Genomic DNA, 20,155 nt, shown 5'->3' on the forward strand with positions numbered 1-20,155 from the left:
GGCGCCCCGAAACAAGGAGTCAACATCATGAGCCTCACACGTTCCACCTTCTTCAAATGGGCTGCCGCGGGCGTCGTGGCAGCCGGTGCATTGTTCGCAGCCACTTCGGCCAGCGCCCGCAGCGACGTGAGCTGGTCGATCGGTGTCGGCGTGCCAGGCGTGGCGGTCGGCGTGGGTGGTCCCGCCTACTACCCGGCCCCCGTCTATGCACCGCCGGCCCCGGTTTACTACGCACCGCCCCCGGTCTACTACCGCCCGCCGCCGCCGGTGTACTACCGTCCGGCCCCGGTGTATTACGCGCCGCCGGCCTATTACGGTCCCCGCTACTACGGCGGTGGGTACTACCGTGGTGGCCACGGTCACCGTCATGGTCACTGGCGCTAAATTGCCACGCGATTCGTGACTGAATGAAAAAGCCGGCCCTGCAAAGGCCGGCTTTTTCTTTGGGCGCCGCCGAGGCCGATTTCACATGGCGCGAAACAGATGCGCGTAAAGCCGGCTGACCGGAATCTTCTCGGCCCGCCCCCGCAACGTGAGGTGCAACTTACCCGCTTCGTCGCGGTGCACCGACTCGATGGCCGCGCTGCGCACCACCACCGCGCGGTGCACCTGCCAGAAGGTGTCGGCATCGAGCTGGGTCAGCAGCTGCTTGAGCGGCGTGCGGATCAGGTATTCGTGCGTGGCGGTGAGCACGCGAAGGTACTTGTCGGCCGCCTCGAAATACAGCACTTCGTCGATGGGCACCATGCGCACCGTGCTGCCGCCGGCTTCGCTGGCGGCAATCATCCGCAGCGGTGCGGGTGCCGCGGCGGGCAGGGCCGCGCCGGTGCCGGCGGCGGTGAGCACCTGGCGCCATTGCGCAAGGGTTCGTTCAAGCGCTTCGTCGGCCACGGCGGGGGAGGCCGACGGCGAAGGCTGCTGCTGCGCCGCCAGCGCCTGCTGCAGCCGCGCCACGGTCTTCTGCAACCGCTCGGGCTGCACGGGCTTGAGCACGTAGTCGATGGCTTGCGCCTCGAAGGCGCGCGCGGCGTATTCGTCGTAGGCGGTGACGAACACCAGCTGCGGCATCGGCGCTTCGTCGGTGGGCCAACTGTCGGCCAGTTCGGCGGCGGCGCCGAGGCCGTCCAGGCCGGGCATGCGGATGTCGAAGAACAGCACCTGCGGCAGGAGGCGCAGCGCCTCGCGCACCGCGCTGCGGCCGTCGCCTGCGGTGGCGACGATCTGCAGGCCGGGCCATGCGGTGGCCAGCTCGGCCTTGAGGGCTTGCGCCAGAAGGGGTTCGTCTTCGGCGATCAGTGCGGTGGGGTTCATCGGGGTTGTCGTCGCATTCATGAGGCGGCCGCGGGCAGCGGAAAGCTCAGCGTGGCGCAGGTTCCGCCGGCCGGCGCGGCCGCAAGGCGCATCTCGCTTTGCGGGCCGAACACGGTGGCCAGGCGTTCGCGCACCTGTTCGAGCCCGAAGCCGCTGCCGCCTTCTTCCGAGGGCAGCGCCGCATCGAGCCCGACGCCGGTGTCGGTCACTTCGATGACCAGGCGGTCGCCGTTCCTGCGTGCGCGCACGGCGATCTCGCCGCCTTCGACCTTGGGCTCCAGCCCATGGCGAATGCTGTTCTCCACCAACGGCTGCAAGAGCAGCGGCGGCACTGGAACGTCGCGCAGTTCGTCGGGCAGATCGAGCGTGTAGCGCAGGCGCTCGCCCATGCGCACCGACATCAGTTCGAGGTAGTCGCCGAGCCGGTCGAACTCGGCCGAGAGCGGATGGGCCAGCGTGCGCGAGCCACTCAGCGTCATGCGCAGATAGCTGTTGAGGCGGTCGAGCATCGCCACCGCGCGCGGCGGGTCGACGGTGATCAGCACCCGCAGGTTCGCCAGCGTGTTGAAGAGCATGTGCGGCTCGAGCTGCGTCTCCAGCAGCTTGAGCCGCGCCTCGGTGGCGTTGCGCTGCGCCAGATCGAGCTGGCTCTGCATGTGCTTGCTCTTGCCGAGGCTGAAGAAGAAGTAGCACATGCCGATGGTGGCAACCAGGGTGATGACGATGGTCGACATCGTCCTGTGCGCCGCGAAGCTGAGGAACTCGAGCGGCGGCGCGCCGACAAAGGCGTCGCCGATGGCGTTGCCGACAAGAAAGCCGACGGTGACGCCCAGCGCCACCAGGCCGTAGCCCCAGAGGCCATGCGGCCACAGCACCTCCTTGTCGCCGCTCAGCAGCAGACGGCCGGTGTCGATGACGAGCCAGCTGATCGTTCCGATCGACAGCGAATACACCATCTGCGACGACCAACTGCCGTTGCCCGAAATGGCCAGCGCCGAACCGATGACGCAACAGAACGCCATGGTGATCAGGCCATGCCGAAGCATGTTGCGGATGTTCTCCGCACGAAACCGCGGCAGCGCTTCAGGTGTCACCCGCGCTCCCCGGCGCCCAGCGCGCGGCGCTCGCGCGCCACCAGCCTGTCGTAGAAGCCGCCACCGGGCGCGAGGAACCAGACCACCGCGCCGTGGATGAGCAGGCCCAGGCCCCAGCCCATCAGTGGGTACATCGCCCAGGTGCGGCCATTGGCCGCCGACAGGGTGACCAGCCCGATGTTCACCAGCACATAGACGAAGGCGTGGATGTACCAGCCCAGCTTGGCGCCGGCCCGGCGGCGGGCGAGCTTTTCGAGGTTGGGCTTCGAAGCGTTGGAGGTGGTGGTGTTCATGACAACTCCTTGATTTGAACGGGAATGAAATCGGGCGCCGGGGGCGGTGTTGCGGGCCGGAGGGCCGCACGCTGGCGCAGTTCTTCGGTGGTGTCGCCGGGCCCATCGGGCCGCCAGCCCGGCGGCTTGACGAGATAGCCCACGAACGCCCGCACCGATCGCGCCGAACGCAGGTCACGCAGCAGCGCGCGCCAGTGGGTGAACTCGATCTCCAGGATGTTGTGCGAGGTGATCGGGTTCACCAGCCCGTAGCGGCAGGGCAGGTCGGCGCGCTCGGGAATGTAGGTGCCGAAGAGGCGGTCGAACACGATCAGCACGCCGCCGTAGTTGCCGTCCAGGTATTCGAGGTTCGAGGCATGGTGCACGCGGTGCGCCGAGGGCGTGTTGAGCACCCATTCCAGCGGCCCGAGGCGCGGAATCCAGGTCGCATGAATCCAGAACTGGTAGAGCAGGTTCAGCGTGAGCATCAGCAGGATCACCTTCGGCGGCATGCCCAGCAGCGGCGCCAGCATGAAGAAGACCAGCGTGCCGGTGAGCCTGCCGGTCCAGCCGAAGCGGTAGGCGGCCGACAGGTTGAGCTGGTTCGGCGAATGGTGGATGGCGTGGGTGCACCAGAACCAGCGCACCCGGTGGGCCGCGCGGTGGTACCAGTAGTAGCAGAACTCCTGGCCGATGAAGCAGGCGGCCCAGCCGCTCCAGTGATCCATCGGCAGGGTGAAGAGGCGGTGGTTCCAGAACCAGTCCATCGCGCCGGTCCAGAAGGCCACGGGCAGCAGCCAGCGCAGCGGGTATTCGCGCACGAGGAAGTCGAACACCGAGACGCCGGCCGCCTTCCAGTCGTAGCTTGCCCAGCCGTTGCGCCAGGAGAGCACCAGCGCCTCGAGGACCGAGGCGACCAGCACCACCGTGACGGAGATCTTGAGGAGCAGAAAGAGCACGGTCATGGTGGTTCCTGGCTGGGCTGGACGCGCGGGGCTGGGGCTTGGATCTTAGGCCGCGCGCGCGGCCGTGGCGACAGCGTCGGTGGCGATCGCCAGCCTCCAGAGGCGCACCGCACGGGCAGCGAAGATGCCGCTGAAGGCGCCGTACAGCACGGGAAGGGCGATGGCGAAGCTGGCCTGATGGCGCAGCTCGGGGTGCATGGCCAGCGCCACGCCCACGACATACTTGGTGAAGAAGATGCCCATCATGAGCGTGAGCGGCACGGCGCTGCCGGCCACGTGGAACTGGCGGCCCACCGCGTCGTAGCGGGTGGTGGCCGGCAGGGGGCGCTGCAGCACCAGCGTGATCAGCACCGCCGCAGCAGCCGCCCAGCCCAGCAGGGCACCGAGCGAATCGCCAAAGGCCGAGATCACGCCGAAGACCGACAGGCCGCCCATGAGGATGGGCATCAGCGTGACGCGGCTGAGGCTCACGCTGTTCGACAGCAATTGCTTGGCGCCGAGCCAGACGAGCAGCACGAAGACGGCGAACACCCACTTGGGTGTGTGAAGAAGGATCTGCAGCAGCATGGTGGTTCTCCGGTGAAAGGTATGAGTGTTGTGAGCGGGGAATCGATGGGCGGACTGTGCCGGCGCTCCCTTCCGGGGGCCACCGCCATGCGACGAAATGCAGGAACACGGCGCGAACCGCATCCGGCCGGCGTGAGCCGCAGGCTTCGGCGCGAGCTTTACCGCCGCTTTACGGCGCAGCAAACTGCGGTACTACCATTCGGCGCTGTACTCTAGGCCGCACCTCTGCACCTCCCCACGCACCCCATGGACCCCAAAACTCCCCCCGAGCCCCTGCCGCCCATCGTGTCGCCGACACATCCACCGGCACGCAGGCGCCGGTGGCTGGGGTGGCTGCTGACCCTGGCGCTGCTCGTTGCCCTGGGAGGCGGTGCCTGGTACCTGATCCAGCGTTCGAAGGCGCCGGCAGCCGGACCCGGCGGCCCGGGGGGGCCGGGCGCCGGTCGACCAGGTGGTGGCGGGCCCGGTGGGCGGGGCGGCGGCGGCGCGGCGGCCAACACGGTCGGCGTCGCCACTGCGCGGCAGGCCGACATTCCGGTGCAGCTCGAGGCGCTGGGCACGGTCACCCCGCTGGCCAATGTCACGGTGCAGCCGCAGGTGTCGGGCGTGCTCACCGAGGTGCTCTTCAAGGAAGGGCAGATGGTCAAGAAGGGCGACGTGCTCGCCACCATCGACCCGCAGCCTTTCCAGAACGCGCTGGCGCAGGCGGCAGGTGCGCGCCAGCGTGACGAGGCGCAGCTGGCCGCGGCGCGCGTCACGCTGCAGCGCTACCAGACGCTGCTCGGGCAGGACTCCATCGCCCGGCAGGACGTCGACACGCAGGCGGCGCTGGTCAAGCAGCTCGAAGGCACGGTCGCCATCGATCGCGCCAACGAAGGCACGGCCAGGCTCAACCTCACCTGGAGCCGCATCACCGCGCCGGTGAGCGGGCGCATCGGCCTTCGGCCGGTGGACGCGGGCAACTACATCTCGACCGGCACCACCGGCGGCGTGGCGGTCATCACGCAGATCGCGCCCATCGACGTCGAGTTCTCCGTGCCGCAGGACCGCGTGCCCGAAGTGCAGGAGCGTCTCGCGCAGGGCGCGCAGCTCGAGGCCACGGCCTTCGACCGCACCCGCACGCGCCAGCTTGCCAAGGGCATGTTCGCCACGCTCGACAACCTGGTCGACACGCAGACCGGCACCGTCAAGGCGAAGGCGCGTTTCTCGAATGCCGACGGTGCGCTGTTCCCCAACCAGTTCGTCAACCTGCGGCTCCTGCTGCGCACCGTGAGCAGCGCGGTGGTGGTGCCGGTGACGGCGCTCCGCCACGGGCCCAACGGCGATTACGTGTATGTGGTGAACGAGGACAACACCGTTTCGCAGCGCCCCGTGACGCGCGGCGAATCGAGCGTGGACAACGTGGCGGTCATGTCGGGCCTGAAGGCCGGCGAGCAGGTCGTGACCGAAGGCGGCGACCGATTGAAGGACGGCGCGCGGGTGCAGACCCAGGCCGACCGGCCGGCCACGCCGCCTGCCGGCGCCGCATCGGGTGCCCACCGGCGCAGGCAGGGTGGCGGTAGCGGCGCGAGGGCGGGAGGCCAGGCGCCTGCCGCAGCGACCGCGCCCGCAACGGCCGCAGCGCCCGCCGGTGCAGCCGCAACGCCACCGACCGCCGCAACACCGGCGCCCGCAGCCGCAGCCAAGCTCCCCACCGTCGAACAGCGCCAGCGCATGCTCGATTCGGTGAAGGACAACCCCGAACAGCTCGAACGCCGCAAGCGTTTCCTCGAAGCGCTCGACAAGGGCGACCCGGCGGCGCTGGAGCGCTGGCAGCGCATGTCGGAACGGGGCGACCGGGGTGACGGCCGGCAAGGCCAATGAGTCCCTCACGTCCCTTCATCCTGCGACCGGTGGCGACCTCGCTGCTGATGGTCGCGATCGTGCTGGCCGGCATGGTCGGGTTCCGCTTCCTGCCACTGTCGGCATTGCCGCAGGTCGACTACCCGACCATCCAGGTGCAGACGCTCTACCCCGGGGCCAGCCCCGAGGTGATGAGCAACACCGTCACTGCCCCGCTGGAGCGCCAGTTCGGCCAGATGTCGGGTCTCGACCGCATGAGCTCGACCAGCGCGGCGGGCGTATCCATCGTCACGCTGCAGTTCTCGCTCGGCCAGACGCTCGACGTGGCCGAGCAGGAAGTGCAGGCCGCCATCAACGCCGGCGGCTCGCTGCTGCCGGCCGACCTGCCCGCGCCGCCGGTGTACGCCAAGGTCAACCCCGCCGACGCGCCGGTGCTCACGCTCGCCATCACGTCTGACACGCTGCCGCTCACCGAGGTGCAGAACCTCGTGAACACCCGGCTCGCGCAGAAGATCAGCCAGGTCTCGGGCGTAGGGCTGGTGTCGCTCAGCGGCGGGCAGCGCCCGGCCGTGCGCATCCAGGCCAACACGCAGGCGCTCGCGGCCAACGGCATCGGGCTGGACACGCTGCGCACAGCCATCAGCGCGGCCAATTCGAATGGCGCCAAGGGCAGCTTCGACGGTCCCAAGCGCGCCTACACCATCAACTCGAACGACCAGCTGCTCACGGTCGAGGACTACAAGAACCTCATCGTCAGCTACAAGAACGGCGCACCGATCCGCATGGTCGATGTGGCGCAGGTGGTCAACAGCGCAGAGAACACGCAGCTCGGCGCCTGGGCCGGCACGAAGACGGCCGAGGGCGGCGAAGGCAAGCTCACCCCCGCCATCATCCTGAACGTGCAGCGCCAGCCCGGCGCGAACGTGATCGCCACTGTCAACGCCATCAAGAAGCAGCTGCCCGAGTTGCAGGCGGGTTTTCCGGCGGGCCTGAATATCGAGGTGCTGAGCGACCGCACCGCGGGCATTCGCGCCTCGGTGCAGCACGTCGAGATGGAACTGGTGCTGGCCGTGGTACTGGTGGTGCTGGTGATCTTCGCGTTCCTCGGCAGCCTGCGCGCCACCGTCATCGCGAGCATCGCGGTGCCGATCTCGCTCATCGGCACGCTGGGGTTGATGTACCTGCTGGGCTACAGCCTCAACAACCTGAGCCTGATGGCGCTGACCATCGCCACCGGCTTCGTGGTGGACGACGCGATCGTGATGATCGAGAACATCGCCCGCTACATCGAGGAGGGCGAAAAACCGTTGCAGGCCGCCTTCAAGGGCGCGACGCAGATCGGCTTCACCATCATCTCTCTCACGGTGTCGCTCATCGCGGTGCTGATTCCGCTGCTCTTCATGGGCGACGTGGTCGGGCGCCTGTTCCGCGAGTTCGCGGTGACGCTGGCCATCACCATCCTGATCTCGGCCGTGGTGTCGCTCACGCTGGTGCCGATGATGTCGGCGCGCTGGCTCAAGCATGAACCGAAGAAAGAGCCCGGCGGCACGGGCTTCGGCGCGCGCGCGCAGCGTTTCTTCGACGGCGTGATGGTGCGCTACGACCGCTCGCTGCACTGGGTGATCGACCACCAGCCGCTCACGCTGCTGGTCGCGCTGCTCACCATGGTGCTCACCGTGGTGCTGTACCTCACGATTCCCAAGGGCCTGTTTCCCACGCAGGACACCGGCCAGTTGCAAGGCCGCATCCAGGCGGCGCAGGACGTGTCGTTCGATCGCATGGCGCAGCTTCAGCAGCAGGCGGCCCGCGCGATCCTCGACGACCCGGACGTGGAGAACCTGAGCTCTTTTGTCGGTGTGGACGCCGCCAACAACACCATGCTGCACACCGGCAGCATGCTCATCAACCTGAAGGGCAGCCACGACAGCCAGCAGGAAGTGATGGAGCGCCTGCGCGAACGCGTGCGGCAGGTGGCCGGCGTCACGCTGTACCTGCAGCCCACGCAGGACCTGACCATCGACGCCGAGACCGGCCCCACCGAATACCGCGTGTCGCTCGAAGGCGTGAACAGCGCGCTCATCACCGAGTGGATGAAGAAGCTGGTGGCGAAGCTGCAGGAGTCGGACAAGGTGCGCAACGTGAGCAGCGATGCCGGTGCGCAGGGCCTGGCCGCGTTCGTCAACGTGAACCGCGACACCGCGGCGCGGCTATCGATCACCGCGAGCACGGTGGACGATGCGCTCTACAGCGCGTTCGGCCAGCGCATCGTCTCGACCATCTTCACCGAGACGAATCAGTACCGCGTGATTCTCGAAGCGCGGCCCGGCATGGTGAACACGCCGCAGACGCTGGGGCAGCTGAACCTGATCGCCGGTTCGGGCACGGCCACTCCGCTGGCTGCGATTGCCGACATCTCGGAACAGCAGGCGCCGTTGCAGATCACGCACGTGGCGCAGTACCCGGCGAGCACGCTGAATTTCGATACGGCGCCGGGTGTGTCGCTCGGGCAGTCGGTCGATGCGATTCGTGCGGCGGCCAAGGAGATCGGCATGCCGGGGAGCGTGACGATGACCTTTCTCGGGGCTTCGGGGGCGTACGAGCGGTCGCTGTCGAATCAGCTGTGGCTGATTCTTGCGGCCGTCATCTGCGTGTACATCGTGCTGGGGGTGCTGTATGAGAGCTATGTGCATCCGCTGACGATCCTGTCGACGCTGCCTTCCGCGGGTGTTGGGGCTCTGCTGGCGCTGATGATCACTGGCAATGACCTGGGGGTGATCGGGATCATCGGGATCATCTTGCTGATCGGCATCGTGAAGAAGAACGCGATCATGATGATTGACTTTGCGATCGATGCGGAGCGCACGCAGGGGATGTCGGCGCGTGATGCCATTCACCAGGCTGCGTTGCTGCGGTTTCGGCCTATCTTGATGACGACGCTGGCTGCGCTGTTTGCTGCTGTGCCTTTGATGTTGAGCTTCGGCGAAGGGGCTGAGTTGCGGCGGCCGCTTGGCCTTGCGATCTTTGGCGGGTTGATCGTCAGTCAGCTGCTGACTCTGTTCACCACTCCCGTTATTTATCTGGCCTTTGATCGACTTGGTGGGGGGAGCTCGCGGCGGGCTGTGGTCGAGGAGGAAGCGGCTTGATCCGTTTTGCTTCCTGTTCTTTGTTTGCTTTCCGAGGCCGGGTCTCGCCCCGGCGGGCGACCTACTTTTCTTTGCTTCGCCAAAGAAAAGTAGGCAAAAGAAAGGCGACCCTGCTGTCTGCGACCCTCCGCTTCGCTACGGGCAACCTGCGGTGCTCGCGTTTCGCGGGGTCTCGCAGAACTCGCTTCGCTCAAACAGCTGCGAGCCCTGATCCGCGAAACGCTGCGCTCCTCGGCGCAGCCAGAAGGGAGGGGAAGCCTTCGGGCCATCGCTGCGCTCGGCCTTTGGTTTCGTTCGGGCCTTCGCTTCGCTCGGCAGCGGCCGGACTTGCTCCCTCTCCCCTCGGGGAGAGGGTTGGGGTGAGGGCATCGGCTTGCATCCAGGCGAGGCGGTGTTCCTGCGCCGTCGACCCTCACCCCAACCCTCTCCCCAAGGGGAGAGGGAGCCCGAGCCGAGCGAAGCAAAGGCCCGACTGCAAGCCGAGCGAAGCGATGGCGCGTTTGGTTTCCACCCCCCTCTGGCTGCGCCGAGGAGCGGAGCGTTTCGCGGATCAGGGCCGCAGCTGTTTGAGCGAAGCGAGTTCTGCGGACCCCGCGAAACGCGAGCACCGCAGGTTGCCCCGTAGCGCAGCGAAGGGGTCGCAGACAGTGGGGTCGCCTTTTCTTTGCTTACGTTCTTTTGGCGAAGCAAAAGAAAGTAAGTCGCCTGCCGGGGCGAGACCCGGCCTCCGCCCCCAGCAGGGGAAGCCGCGATGAACCTGTCGCTCCCGTTCGTCAGAAGACCCATCGGCACAGTCCTGCTAACGATAGGCATCGCATTAGCAGGCATAGCCGCGTTCTTCGTCCTCCCGGTCTCGCCGCTCCCCCAGGTCGACTACCCAGTCATCTCAGTAAGAGCCTCGATCCCCGGAGCAAGCCCCGAAACGATGGCAACCAGCGTGGCAACGCCCCTGGAACGCCACCTGGGAACAATCGCAGGCGTCAACGAAATGACGTCCACGAGCTCCGTCGGCTCGTCCCGCGTAACCCTCCAATTCGACCTGAGCCGCAACATCGACGGCGCCGCCAGAGAAGTGCAGGCCGCCATCAACGCCAGCCGCGTCGACCTGCCAGCGACCCTCAGAAGCAACCCGACCTACCGCAAGGCGAACCCCGCAGCCTCGCCAGTCATCATCCTGGCCCTCACGTCAAAGACAAAGACCCCAGGCCAGATCTACGACGCCGTCTCGAACATCGTCAGCCAGCGCCTCTCGCAAGTAGACGGCGTAGGCGACGTCGAAATCGGCGGCGGCTCGCTCCCCGCCGTGCGCATCGAACTCTTGCCGTTCGCGCTCAACCGCTACGGCATCAGCACCGAGGACGTGCGCGCCGCCATCCAGGCCTCCAACGCCAACCGCCCCAAGGGCATGGTGCAGGGCGATGGCCGCAAGCTCCAGATCTACACGCAGACACCGGCCCTGCGCGCCAGCGACTACGCCTCGATGGTGGTGGCGTGGCGCAACGGCGCGGCGGTGCGGCTGCAGGACGTGGCCGAGGTGATCGACGGCGTGGAAGACACGCGCACGCTCGGCCTCTTCAACGGCGAGCCCGCGATCATCATCCTCATCACGCGGCAGCCCTCGGCCAACATCATCGAGACCGTGGACAGCGTGCGCGCCTTGCTGCCCGAGCTGCAGGCGCAGCTGCCGCCCGACGTGACGCTGCAGGTCGCCTCGGACAGCACCAACTCCATCCGCAGTTCGCTGCACGAGGTCGAGGTGACGCTGGTCATCTCGGTGCTGCTGGTGGTGCTGGTGGTCAGCCTGTTCCTTCGCAGCGTGCGCGCGACCATCGTGCCGGCCGTGGCCACGGTGGTGGCACTGCTCGGCACCTTCGGGGTGATGTACCTGCTGGGCTTCAGCCTCAACAACCTGAGCCTCATGGCGCTCACGGTGGCGACCGGCTTCGTGGTGGACGACGCCATCGTGGTGCTGGAGAACACCAGCCGGCATATCGAGTCGGGCATGTCGCGCATGAAGGCGGCGCTGCTCGGGGCCAAGGAGGTGGGCTTCACCGTGCTGTCGATCAGCGTGTCGCTGGTGGCGGTGTTCATTCCACTGCTGTTCATGGGCGGGCAGGTGGGGCGGCTCTTTCGCGAGTTCGCGATCACGCTGTCGGCGGCGGTGATGATCTCGCTGGTCATCTCGCTCACCACCACGCCGATGATGTGCGCGTGGCTGCTCAAGCGCGGCGGCGAGCATGACAAGAACAAGCCGCAAGGGCGCCTGGGCCGCATGGCTGCACGCAGCTACGACTGGGTGCTCAAGCGCTACGAGTACAGCCTCGACTGGGCGCTCGACAGCAAGGCGCTGGTCATGCTCATCCTGGTGGCGGTGGTGGGGCTGAACGTTTACCTCTTCAGCGCCGCGCCCAAGGGCTTCTTTCCGCAGCAGGACAGCGGCCAGCTCAACGGGGGCCTGCGCGCCGACCAGAGCATCTCGTCGCAGGCGCTGGCGGCCAAGCTGCGCCAGGTGATCGACATCATCCGCAAGGACCCGGCGGTCGACACGGTGATCGGCTTCACCGGCGGCTCGCGCGCGGGCGGCGGCTTCATGTTCGTCAACCTGAAGCCCGCCAACCAGCGCACCGAGAGCGGCCTGGCCGTCATCGCGCGCCTGCGGCCCCAGCTCAACGAGGTGACGGGCCTGCGCGTGTTCCTGGGCACCGTGCAGGACGTGCGCTCGGGCGGGCGCTCGAGCAACTCCACCTACCAGTACACGCTCAAGAGCGACAACCTGGCGGACCTGCGCACCTGGGCCACGAAGCTCTCGGACGAGCTGAAGCTGCAGCCGCTGCTCACCGACGTGGACACCGACCAGGACCAGAACGGCGTGGAGACGGTGGCCAAGGTCGATCCCGACAGCGCGCGCCGGCTGGGCCTGACTTCCACCGCCATCGACAACGCGCTCTACAACGCCTTCGGCCAGCGGCAGGTGGCAACCATCTACACCGAGCTCAACCAGTACCACGTGGTGATGGAATGGGCGCCGCGCTACACGCGCAGCCCCAATTCGCTGAGCGACGTGTACGTGCCGGCCACCCGCACGTCGGTGATCGGCGGGCAGACGGTGACCACGCAGGTGGCGGCCACAACCACAACCACCTCGACCACCGGTGGGGCCGCATCGACCGCCACGACCGCGAGCACCACGGTGCCCGTGTCGGCCAACGCGGGCCTGCGCGGCGCATCGACCGGCAACGTACTGAGCAACACACCCACCACGCTGGTGCCGTTGTCGGCGGTAGCGAAGTTCGAGGAACAGTCGGTCGCCACCTCGGTGAGCCACGACGACGGCGAACTCGCGACCACGGTCTCGTTCAACCTCGCCGAGGGCGCGAACCTGGGCGATGCGCGCGAGGCCATCGCCAAGGCCGAGGCCAACATCGCGATGCCCACCAACGTGCGCGGCGCGTTCGCCGGCACTGCCGCCAGCGCGCAGCAGTCGCAGAGCCAGCAGGTGATGCTGATCCTGGCCGCGCTGGTCGTGATCTACATCGTGCTGGGCATTCTTTACGAAAGCCTGGTGCACCCGATCACCGTGCTGTCGACGCTGCCTTCGGCCGGCGTGGGCGCGGTGCTGGCGCTGCTGATGTTCCGCATGGAGTTCTCGATCATTGCGCTGATCGGCGTGTTCCTCTTGATCGGCATCGTGAAGAAGAACGCCATCCTCATCATCGACTTCGCGCTGGAGGCCGAGCGCTCGCGCGGACTCACGCCGCTCGAGGCGGTGCGCGAGGCCTGCCTGCTGCGCTTTAGGCCGATCCTGATGACGACGCTGGCGGCCGCGCTGGGCGCGCTGCCGCTGGCCATCGGTTTCGGCGAGGGCGCGGAGTTGCGCCGGCCGCTGGGCGTGGCCATCATCGGCGGGCTGATCGCGAGCCAGTTGCTCACCTTGCTGACAACGCCGGTGGTCTATCTCCTGCTCGACAAGCTGCGCCGCCGTGGCAAGAACGAACACGAGCTCAGTCGCGCCACGCCCGCTTGAGAACCACACCATGAACGCATTGCTTTTTCCCCTTTGCTCGAATCGCTTCGCGCTCACGTCGCTCGCGCTTGCTGCGCTGCTCACGGGTTGCGCGGTCGGGCCGGCCTACCAGGTGCCGACCTCCGCGGCGTCCACCGCGTGGAAGGAGCAGCAGACCGCCGAAGGTTGGCTGCCCGCCGCGCCGGCCGATGCGCTGGACCGCGGCGAGTGGTGGAAGCTCTTCGCCGACCCCACGCTCGACGAGCTGGCCGGCCGCGTGCAGGTGTCGAACCAGAACATCGCCGCCGCCGTGGCCAACTACACGCAGGCCCAGGCGCTGGTGCGCGGCGAGCGCGCGGCGCTGTTCCCCTCGGTGTCGTTCAGCGGCAGTGGCCGGCGCAGCGGCAACGTGAACAGCAACAGTGACACGGCCAGCCCGTCGAACAGTTTCTCCGCCTCGCTGAATGCGAGCTGGACGCCCGACGTCTGGGGGCGCCTGCGCGAAGCGGTGAGCAGTGCACAGGCCAATGCGCAGGCGAGCGAAGCCGACCTCGCGGCGGCGCGGCTCTCCGCCATCGGCGACCTTGCGACCAACTACTTCTCGCTGCGCGAGGCCGATGCCGAGATCGTGCTGCTCGACGAAACCATCGCGGGCTATCAGCGTGCCTTCGAGATCACGAGCAACCGCTATGCGGCGGGCATTTCCGCGCAGACCGACGTGCTGCAGGCGCAGACGCAACTGGTCAACGCCAAGGCCGATCGCGTGGGGCTCACGCGCACGCGCGCCACGCTCGAACATGCCATTGCGATGCTGGTGGGAGTGGCCCCGGCGGACTTCACCCTGCCGGCCGCGAAATGGACACCCACGGTGCCCGGCGTGCCGACCGGCGTGCCCTCGACGCTGCTGCAGCGCCGCCCCGACATCGCGGCGGCCGAGCGTTCGGTGGCGTCCGCCAATGCGCAGATCGGCATCGCGCGCGCCGCGTACTTCCCGAACATCCCGCTCACGGCATCGGTCGGCAGCAGCAACGCGAGCCGGGTGAAGGACCTGTTCAGTTCGGCCAACACGCTCTGGTCGCTCGGCTTCTCGGTGGCGCAGGTGGTGTTCGATGCGGGCGCGATCGGTGCCAGCGTCGATGCCGCGAAGGCCGGCCATGAAGCCTCCGTGGCGCGCTACCGCCAGACGGTGCTCGCCGCATTCCAGGCGGTGGAAGATCAGCTGACGACGGGCGCCACGCTCGCGCAGCAGGAAGGACTGCGCCGCGAGGCCTCGGCGGCGGCCGACAAGACCGAGCAGCAGTTGCTCAACCGCTACCGCGCGGCGCAGGTGAGCTATACCGAGGTGGTGACGGCGCAGGCGGCCGCACTGAGCGCGCGGCGCGCGCTGGTGCAGTTGCAGGTCAACCGCCAGGCCTCGGCGATCGCGCTCATCCAGGCGATGGGCGGTGGCTGGCAGGCCGACTGGATGAACAACCCGGACGGCACCGCGGCCACGGCGCAACAACAACCCACCGTCCCTCGCGCGCAATAGGAAGGCGAGGAGGGCGGTTTCGCGGGATGGGCATCGTGCTGCCCATCCAGTCGGCCTCACCGCGTGCGCGGCAGGCCTCGTTTCACGGCGCGCTCGTTCAGTGCGCCGGACGGTCCATCATCCCGCCAAGGTAGTCCTTGTCGGTCACCAGCACCCAGAGGGCGAGCACCAGAATCAGCGCGGCCACGAGCACCGCGTTGACCATCGCCGTTTCCATCGCGGCGAAACCGATCAGCCACGGCGATGCGGCAAGCCACACCGCCAGGGCGACCTCGGTCCACTCTTCCCACTGCTTCGGCACGAAGGTCGCGCCCAGTGCCACGGCGCCCAGCACGATGCCGGTTGCCACCATGGTCCACATGGCGGGCGAGATGCCCTGAAAGCCCAGGACCCAGGGCGAGACGATCAGCCAGGCGCCGGCGACGGCGTTGACGGGGTCTTGCCAATGCTTCACTTGCTTCATGGTCATTACCTCCTGTCGCGACAAGACGCCGCGACCCGGGTTGGACACCCGCGTTCGGGCAGGGTTCCGTCCCGGACAGCCACTTACCCGCGACCTATCCGCGTGCGACAGGAGGCAAAAGGTACGCACCCGATTCGAACAGCTGCGCCTCGGCCTGGTCGATGCGCTTGATGCCCGGCTTGCCCGCGCGGCTGGCGAGCAGTTCGACCAGCGCCTCGGTCACCGCCACGCCGGCCGCGACCGACGGAAAGAACGACGGGCTGTTGATCGTGAAGAGCAGCGTTTCATCGGCCAGCAGCGAGAGCGGCGAGGTCACGCTGTCGGTGATCGCGACGATGCGGCAGCCGGCCGCCTTGGCCGCTTCGGCCACCTGCAGTGCCTCGCGCGAATAGGGCGCAAAGCTCGCCACCACCAGCGCATCGCCCTTGGCGAAGGCGCGCTGCTGCATCTCGAGCGAGCCGCCCTGGCCATCGACCAGGTGCACGCTGGCGCGGAAGAGCCGGTACACGTAGACGAACGAGAACGCGATCGGAAAGCACGCGCGAAAGCCAGCCGCATGCACGGCTGGCGCCTTCTCGATCAACACGCAGGCCTTCTGCAGCGCCTGCTCGCTCTGCTGGTGCGTGGCTTCGAGGTTGCGGCGCTGCACCTCGAACATCTCGCCGGTAAGGCCGCGGTCCTGCGACCGGCCGACGAGCTGCTTGGCGCGTCCGACGTAGGTCTCGCTGCCCAGGCCCATGTCGCCCGCGAAGGCCTCCTTGAGCTGCGGCCAGCCCGCGTAGCCGAGGTGCTGCGCGAAACGCACCAGCGTGGCGGGCGTGCTCTGCGCGCGCGTGCCGACGTTGCGCATCGAGGCGGTGACCACTTCATTGGGGTGGTCGAGCACGTAGCGCGCCACCTGCTGCAGGGCGGGGCTCAGTTCATTGAAGCGCTGGCGGATCTGGTCTCTGGCGCCCATGGCGGTGTCTCTTTTCTGTCTGCTGTTGGAGCGAATGTACCGGACATGGAACGATGAAAAAGTTGACGGAACAAATGTTCCAAACAATAATTCGACCGAAACGTTGGTTCCAAAAATTGTTCCAGGATTCGCCGCCATGACGCACGTCTTCCACCGACATCTTCGCCAGACCCCGCCCGTCGCCGCCGGCTCGCACGGCATGCTCATCCGCGACGCCGAAGGGCGCGAATACCTCGATGCCTCGGGCGGCGCCGCCGTTTCGTCGCTGGGCCATGCGCACCCCGAGGTGCTGGCCGCCATGCACGCGCAGCTCGACACGCTTGCCTATGCACACACCAGCTTCTTCACCAGCGAAGTGGCCGAGCAGCTGGCCAACGAGTTGATCGCCTCCGCGCCCGAAGGCATGAGCCATGTGTACCTGGTGAGCGGCGGTTCCGAGGCGGTGGAGTCGGCGCTCAAGATGGCGCGGCAGTACTTCGTCGAGATCGGGCAGCCGCAGCGCACGCACTTCATCGCACGCCGCCAGAGCTATCACGGCAACACGCTGGGCGCGCTCGCGGTGGGCGGCAACGCATGGCGCCGCGAGCCGTTCGCGCCGATCCTCGTGCCGGCCACGCATGTGTCGCCGTGCTATCCGTACCGCGAGCAGCGCGCGGGGGAGAGCGCCGAGCAGTACGGCTTGCGCCTCGCGGCCGAGCTCGAAGCGGCCATCGTGGCGCAGGGCGCCGATCGCGTGATCGCCTTTGTCGCCGAAACGGTGGGCGGCGCCACGGCCGGTGTGCTCACGCCCGTGCCCGGCTACTTCAAGGCGGTGCGCGCCGTGTGCGACAAGTACGGCGTGCTGCTGATCCTCGACGAGGTGATGTGCGGCATGGGCCGCACCGGCTCGCTGCATGCCTGCGAGCAGGAGGGCGTCGTGCCCGACCTGATCACCATCGCCAAGGGCCTGGGTGGCGGTTACCAGCCCATCGGCGCGGTGCTGGCGCAGCGCAGGATCGTCGAGGCGATGTCCAAGGGCAGCGGCTTCTTCCAGCACGGCCACACCTACCTCGGGCATCCGATGGCGTGCGCGGCTGCGCTTGCGGTGCAGCAGGTGATCCGCCGCGACGGTCTCGTCGCGAAGGTGCGCGAAGACGGCGTGGCCTTCGGCGCGATGCTGGCCGGCGCGCTGGGCCATCACCCGCATGTGGGCGACATCCGCGGCCGCGGTTTCTTCTGGGGCATCGAGCTGGTCGCCGACCGCGCGAGCAAGGTACCGTTCGATCCGTCGCTCAAGGTCAACGCGCTCATCAAGAAGGACGCGATGTCGCGCGGCCTGCTGTGTTACCCCTTTGGCGGCACCGTCGATGGCCGCCAGGGCGACCACGTGCTGCTCGCGCCGCCTTTCATCGCTACCCGACAAGACCTGCAGGAGATCGCCGCGCGGCTCGCGGCCTCCATTGATGCGGTCACGCGCGCCGCCGTGCGCTGATTTCCCCGTCTCCGTTTTCTTCAACCCGCCGTCCCGAGGAGCGCCTCCATGCCCAAGCCACGTCTGCCGATTTCCTTCGGTGCTGCCGCCCTCGCGGTGGCCTGCACCCTGTTGCCGTTCGCCGCCGCCCATGCACAGGAGAACGACACGCTCGCCAAGATCAAGGCCAGCGGCGCCATCACCTTCGGCTACCGCGAGTCGTCGTTCGGCTTCTCGTACCTCGACAACAACCTGAAGCCGGTGGGCTACAGCATCGAGATCTGCAAGCGCATCGTCGAAGCGGTGAAGACCGAGCTCAAGCTGCCGGCCATCGAGATCAAGTACCAGGCCGTGACCTCGGCCAACCGCATTCCGCTGGTGCAGAACGGCACGGTGGACATCGAGTGCGGCTCCACCACCAACCTGGTCGAGCGGCAGAAGCAGGTGGCGTTCTCGCCCGACATCTTTCGCTACAACGTGCGCATGCTGGTGAAGGCCGATTCGGGCATCAAGGGCATTGCCGACCTGCAGGGCAAGACGGTGGCCACCACCAGCGGCACCACCTCGTTCCGCCTGCTGCGCGAGGCCGACCGCGGCCGCAGCCTGGAGGTGACCAACCTCGCGGGCAAGGACCACAGCGATTCGTTCCTGCTGGTGGAGAGCGGCCGCGCGCAGGCCTTCGTGCTCGACGACATCCTCTTGGCCGGGCAGATCGCGAATGCGCGCAACCCGAAGGACTTTGTCATCACCGGCGAGAGCCTGCGCACCGAGAACCAGTCGCTCATGTTCCGCAAGGACGATGCGGCCTTCAAGGCACTGGTGGACCGCGTGGTGTCGGGCATGATGAAGTCGGGCGAGATGGAGAAGCTCTATGCCAAGTGGTTCATGTCGCCGATTCCGCCGAAGGGCATCAACATCAACTACCCGCTCAATGCCGAGACGAAAGAGGCTTTCGCCAATCCGTCGTCCAAAGGCATCTGAGCTGATCGCCTGACTTCATGACACGCATTGCCCTCATCCACGCGCTCTCGCATTCGGTCGCGCCCATCAACGAAGCCTTTGCGCGCGACTGGCCCGAGGCGGTGCGCATGAACCTGCTCGACGACAGTCTCTCGGCCGACCTGGCGCGGAGCGGGCGCGGGCTGGACGCGGCGATGCACGAGCGGTTTCAGCGCCTCGCACAGTACGCGGTCGATACCGGTGCCGAGGGCATCCTCTTCACCTGCTCGGCCTTCGGGCCGTGCATCGAGGCGGTGGCGCGGCGGCATGCGGGCATTCCGGTGCTCAAGCCCAACGAGGCCATGGTCGCCGAGGCGATGCAGGTGGAAGGGCGGCTGGGGTTGATTGCAACGTTCGCGCCCACGCTTGCTTCGATGCCGCCCGAATTTCCCGTCGGCGCCGCGCTGGAACTGGCGCTGGCCGACGGCGCGCTCGATGCGCTGAACGTCGGCGACACGCAGCGGCACGACGCATTGATTGCCTCACAGGCCGCGGTGCTGCGCGATCGCGGCTGCACCCGCATCGCGCTCGCGCAGTTCAGCATGGCGCGCGCCCGTGCCGCCTGCGAAGAGGCCAGCGGCCTGCCGGTGCTCACGACGGTCGACAGCGCGGTGCGCGCCTTGCGCCAGCGGACCGGGCAGCCGCGCTCAGTGTGAGCCGCCGTGGCCGATGGCGCTGACCAGCGTGGTCATCGCGATCTGCGCCGCATCGCTGCGGCCCAGCATGCGGTGCACGCCGGTCTCGCGGTCGGTTGCTTCCAGGCCTTCGGCAAGGCGCCGGTAGATGTCCGACGAAGGCATCGTGGCCGCGGTGCCGAGCGCATCACAATAGGTGCCGGTGAGAAGGCCGGTGAGCTCTTCGCTCTGTTCGTTCGACAGCTTCATCGTGTCGCCGCTGAACACGGCCGCGATGCAGTGCATGAGGTAGGCCTGCGTTTCGAGCGAGAAGGCCTGCTGCCGCACGTAGTCTTCGACGGCCGACCAGAAGAGCGGGTCGGAGGTGCGGCGCCAGCTCTCCAGCACCTTGCGCGCCTTGGCCACGAGGTCGGCGTGCGCGTCTTCGGGCTCGCTCGGGCGCAGCGCCAGGCCCTGCAGCGTGAGCGAGGCCACCGGGCCGGCCGCACCGAGGATGAAGCTCCAGAACTTCCAGCGCGCGTACCACTTCTTGTCGTGTGCCGGGTTCAGCGGCTCGAGCAGGCCGAAGTCGATGCGCTGACAGGCCTCGGCCTGCTGGCCTGCGATGCAGCCGTCACCCAGGTCGAGCAGCTGGACCTCGGCCTCCATCCGGTCGGCGGCGATGTTGCCCTGCGCGACGATGCCTGCGCTCTTGCCCGAGCGGTCGATGTCGACCAGCCGCTGCAGCAGCAGCCTGAGTTCGTGGGTCGAGGCGCCGGTCGCGCCGGTCACGCGGCGCATCGATTCGCACTGCTCCCGCTCGATCGCCAAGGGGTGCTTGCGCCGGTCCCGGCCGTGGTCCTCGAAGGTCGATTCGCGTTCGTCCGTGGGGGTCAACGTTCGCATGGCAAGGCTCCTGGGACACATCAATGGATCAGCATTC

At 67.7% G+C, this 20,155-nt stretch carries 16 protein-coding genes; 8 read left to right on the forward strand and 8 right to left on the reverse strand.

The genetic code is table 11. The annotated features are described in order from the left end of the window. Positions 1–27: 27 nt before the first annotated feature. Complete coding sequence (locus ACSFA7_RS14700) at positions 28–384, forward strand: hypothetical protein (RefSeq protein ID WP_435500045.1); 357 nt, start codon at positions 28–30, stop codon at positions 382–384. A gap of 81 nt (positions 385–465) precedes the next feature. Here the strand turns inward: ACSFA7_RS14700 and ACSFA7_RS14705 are convergent, their stop codons facing one another. From ACSFA7_RS14705 to ACSFA7_RS14725, 5 genes are read right to left on the reverse strand one after another with little or no spacing between them, the layout of a single operon-like run. Next, positions 466–1,311 (reverse strand): LytR/AlgR family response regulator transcription factor, encoded by an 846-nt coding sequence (locus ACSFA7_RS14705; RefSeq protein ID WP_435500046.1) that lies wholly within the window; start codon positions 1,309–1,311, stop codon positions 466–468. Positions 1,312–1,328: 17 nt separating this feature from the next. Beyond that, positions 1,329–2,357 (reverse strand): sensor histidine kinase, encoded by a 1,029-nt coding sequence (locus ACSFA7_RS14710; RefSeq protein ID WP_435500047.1) that lies wholly within the window; start codon positions 2,355–2,357, stop codon positions 1,329–1,331. Between the two features lie 44 nt (positions 2,358–2,401). Further along, on the reverse strand, positions 2,402–2,698 hold the full coding sequence (locus tag ACSFA7_RS14715; protein ID WP_435500048.1) for a 2TM domain-containing protein: 297 nt from the start codon (positions 2,696–2,698) through the stop codon (positions 2,402–2,404). Next, on the reverse strand, positions 2,695–3,642 hold the full coding sequence (locus ACSFA7_RS14720) for a sterol desaturase family protein (protein WP_435500049.1): 948 nt from the start codon (positions 3,640–3,642) through the stop codon (positions 2,695–2,697). Before ACSFA7_RS14720 ends, ACSFA7_RS14715 begins: the two co-directional genes overlap by 4 nt. A 45-nt stretch (positions 3,643–3,687) precedes the next feature. Beyond that, the gene (locus ACSFA7_RS14725; protein ID WP_435500050.1) at positions 3,688–4,209 is read right to left on the reverse strand and encodes a DUF6622 family protein; all 522 of its coding nucleotides are present in this window, start codon (positions 4,207–4,209) and stop codon (positions 3,688–3,690) included. 246 nt (positions 4,210–4,455) lie between these two features. On the opposite strand from ACSFA7_RS14725, the gene ACSFA7_RS14730 reads away from it, so the two are divergent. From ACSFA7_RS14730 to ACSFA7_RS14745, 4 genes are all read left to right on the forward strand, one after another. Then, positions 4,456–6,072: an efflux RND transporter periplasmic adaptor subunit gene (locus ACSFA7_RS14730; RefSeq protein ID WP_435500051.1), complete on the forward strand. Its 1,617-nt coding sequence runs from the start codon at positions 4,456–4,458 to the stop codon at positions 6,070–6,072. Beyond that, positions 6,069–9,194, forward strand: a complete 3,126-nt coding sequence (locus ACSFA7_RS14735) for an efflux RND transporter permease subunit (protein WP_435500052.1) — start codon at positions 6,069–6,071, stop codon at positions 9,192–9,194. Before ACSFA7_RS14730 ends, ACSFA7_RS14735 begins: the two co-directional genes overlap by 4 nt. Before the next feature lie 751 nt (positions 9,195–9,945). Further along, positions 9,946–13,218 carry an efflux RND transporter permease subunit gene (locus ACSFA7_RS14740; RefSeq protein WP_435500053.1) on the forward strand — a complete coding sequence of 1,091 codons (3,273 nt, stop codon included), beginning with the start codon at positions 9,946–9,948 and terminating at the stop codon, positions 13,216–13,218. A gap of 10 nt (positions 13,219–13,228) precedes the next feature. Continuing rightward, on the forward strand, positions 13,229–14,728 hold the full coding sequence (locus tag ACSFA7_RS14745; RefSeq protein ID WP_435500054.1) for an efflux transporter outer membrane subunit: 1,500 nt from the start codon (positions 13,229–13,231) through the stop codon (positions 14,726–14,728). Between the two features lie 97 nt (positions 14,729–14,825). Here ACSFA7_RS14745 and ACSFA7_RS14750 read toward each other — a convergent pair whose 3' ends face one another. Continuing rightward, complete coding sequence (locus tag ACSFA7_RS14750; RefSeq protein WP_435500055.1) at positions 14,826–15,191, reverse strand: SPW repeat protein; 366 nt, start codon at positions 15,189–15,191, stop codon at positions 14,826–14,828. Positions 15,192–15,285: 94 nt separating this feature from the next. Continuing rightward, positions 15,286–16,149, reverse strand: coding sequence for a MurR/RpiR family transcriptional regulator (locus ACSFA7_RS14755; RefSeq protein ID WP_435500056.1), 864 nt, complete (start codon positions 16,147–16,149; stop codon positions 15,286–15,288). A 136-nt stretch (positions 16,150–16,285) separates the two neighbouring features. On the opposite strand from ACSFA7_RS14755, the gene ACSFA7_RS14760 reads away from it, so the two are divergent. From ACSFA7_RS14760 to ACSFA7_RS14770, 3 genes are read left to right on the forward strand one after another with little or no spacing between them, the layout of a single operon-like run. Next, positions 16,286–17,620: an aspartate aminotransferase family protein gene (locus ACSFA7_RS14760; protein ID WP_435500057.1), complete on the forward strand. Its 1,335-nt coding sequence runs from the start codon at positions 16,286–16,288 to the stop codon at positions 17,618–17,620. A 48-nt stretch (positions 17,621–17,668) separates the two neighbouring features. Next, on the forward strand, positions 17,669–18,580 hold the full coding sequence (locus ACSFA7_RS14765; protein WP_435500058.1) for a transporter substrate-binding domain-containing protein: 912 nt from the start codon (positions 17,669–17,671) through the stop codon (positions 18,578–18,580). Between the two features lie 17 nt (positions 18,581–18,597). Further along, the gene (locus ACSFA7_RS14770) at positions 18,598–19,254 is read left to right on the forward strand and encodes an aspartate/glutamate racemase family protein (protein WP_435500059.1); all 657 of its coding nucleotides are present in this window, start codon (positions 18,598–18,600) and stop codon (positions 19,252–19,254) included. Here the strand turns inward: ACSFA7_RS14770 and ACSFA7_RS14775 are convergent. Next, positions 19,246–20,118: a hypothetical protein gene (locus ACSFA7_RS14775; RefSeq protein WP_435500060.1), complete on the reverse strand. Its 873-nt coding sequence runs from the start codon at positions 20,116–20,118 to the stop codon at positions 19,246–19,248. The two genes, ACSFA7_RS14770 and ACSFA7_RS14775, sit on opposite strands and share 9 nt — an antisense overlap. Positions 20,119–20,155 lie beyond the last annotated feature (37 nt).

Origin of the sequence: Variovorax trehalosi (genome assembly GCF_051216415.1) — a bacterium.
Classification (GTDB): Bacteria; Pseudomonadota; Gammaproteobacteria; order Burkholderiales; family Burkholderiaceae_C; genus Variovorax.

Excerpts from the sequence above, each read along its gene's own strand:
- ACSFA7_RS14700 (WP_435500045.1), top strand. The coding sequence starts at position 28 with ATGAGCCTCACACGTTCCACCTTCTTCAAATGGGCTGCCGCGGGCGTC.
- ACSFA7_RS14705 (WP_435500046.1), bottom strand. The coding sequence starts at position 1,311 with ATGAACCCCACCGCACTGATCGCCGAAGACGAACCCCTTCTGGCGCAA.
- ACSFA7_RS14710 (WP_435500047.1), bottom strand. The coding sequence starts at position 2,357 with ATGCTTCGGCATGGCCTGATCACCATGGCGTTCTGTTGCGTCATCGGT.
- ACSFA7_RS14715 (WP_435500048.1), bottom strand. The coding sequence starts at position 2,698 with ATGAACACCACCACCTCCAACGCTTCGAAGCCCAACCTCGAAAAGCTC.
- ACSFA7_RS14720 (WP_435500049.1), bottom strand. The coding sequence starts at position 3,642 with ATGACCGTGCTCTTTCTGCTCCTCAAGATCTCCGTCACGGTGGTGCTG.
- ACSFA7_RS14725 (WP_435500050.1), bottom strand. The coding sequence starts at position 4,209 with ATGCTGCTGCAGATCCTTCTTCACACACCCAAGTGGGTGTTCGCCGTC.
- ACSFA7_RS14730 (WP_435500051.1), top strand. The coding sequence starts at position 4,456 with ATGGACCCCAAAACTCCCCCCGAGCCCCTGCCGCCCATCGTGTCGCCG.
- ACSFA7_RS14735 (WP_435500052.1), top strand. The coding sequence starts at position 6,069 with ATGAGTCCCTCACGTCCCTTCATCCTGCGACCGGTGGCGACCTCGCTG.
- ACSFA7_RS14740 (WP_435500053.1), top strand. The coding sequence starts at position 9,946 with ATGAACCTGTCGCTCCCGTTCGTCAGAAGACCCATCGGCACAGTCCTG.
- ACSFA7_RS14745 (WP_435500054.1), top strand. The coding sequence starts at position 13,229 with ATGAACGCATTGCTTTTTCCCCTTTGCTCGAATCGCTTCGCGCTCACG.
- ACSFA7_RS14750 (WP_435500055.1), bottom strand. The coding sequence starts at position 15,191 with ATGAAGCAAGTGAAGCATTGGCAAGACCCCGTCAACGCCGTCGCCGGC.
- ACSFA7_RS14755 (WP_435500056.1), bottom strand. The coding sequence starts at position 16,149 with ATGGGCGCCAGAGACCAGATCCGCCAGCGCTTCAATGAACTGAGCCCC.
- ACSFA7_RS14760 (WP_435500057.1), top strand. The coding sequence starts at position 16,286 with ATGACGCACGTCTTCCACCGACATCTTCGCCAGACCCCGCCCGTCGCC.
- ACSFA7_RS14765 (WP_435500058.1), top strand. The coding sequence starts at position 17,669 with ATGCCCAAGCCACGTCTGCCGATTTCCTTCGGTGCTGCCGCCCTCGCG.
- ACSFA7_RS14770 (WP_435500059.1), top strand. The coding sequence starts at position 18,598 with ATGACACGCATTGCCCTCATCCACGCGCTCTCGCATTCGGTCGCGCCC.
- ACSFA7_RS14775 (WP_435500060.1), bottom strand. The coding sequence starts at position 20,118 with ATGCGAACGTTGACCCCCACGGACGAACGCGAATCGACCTTCGAGGAC.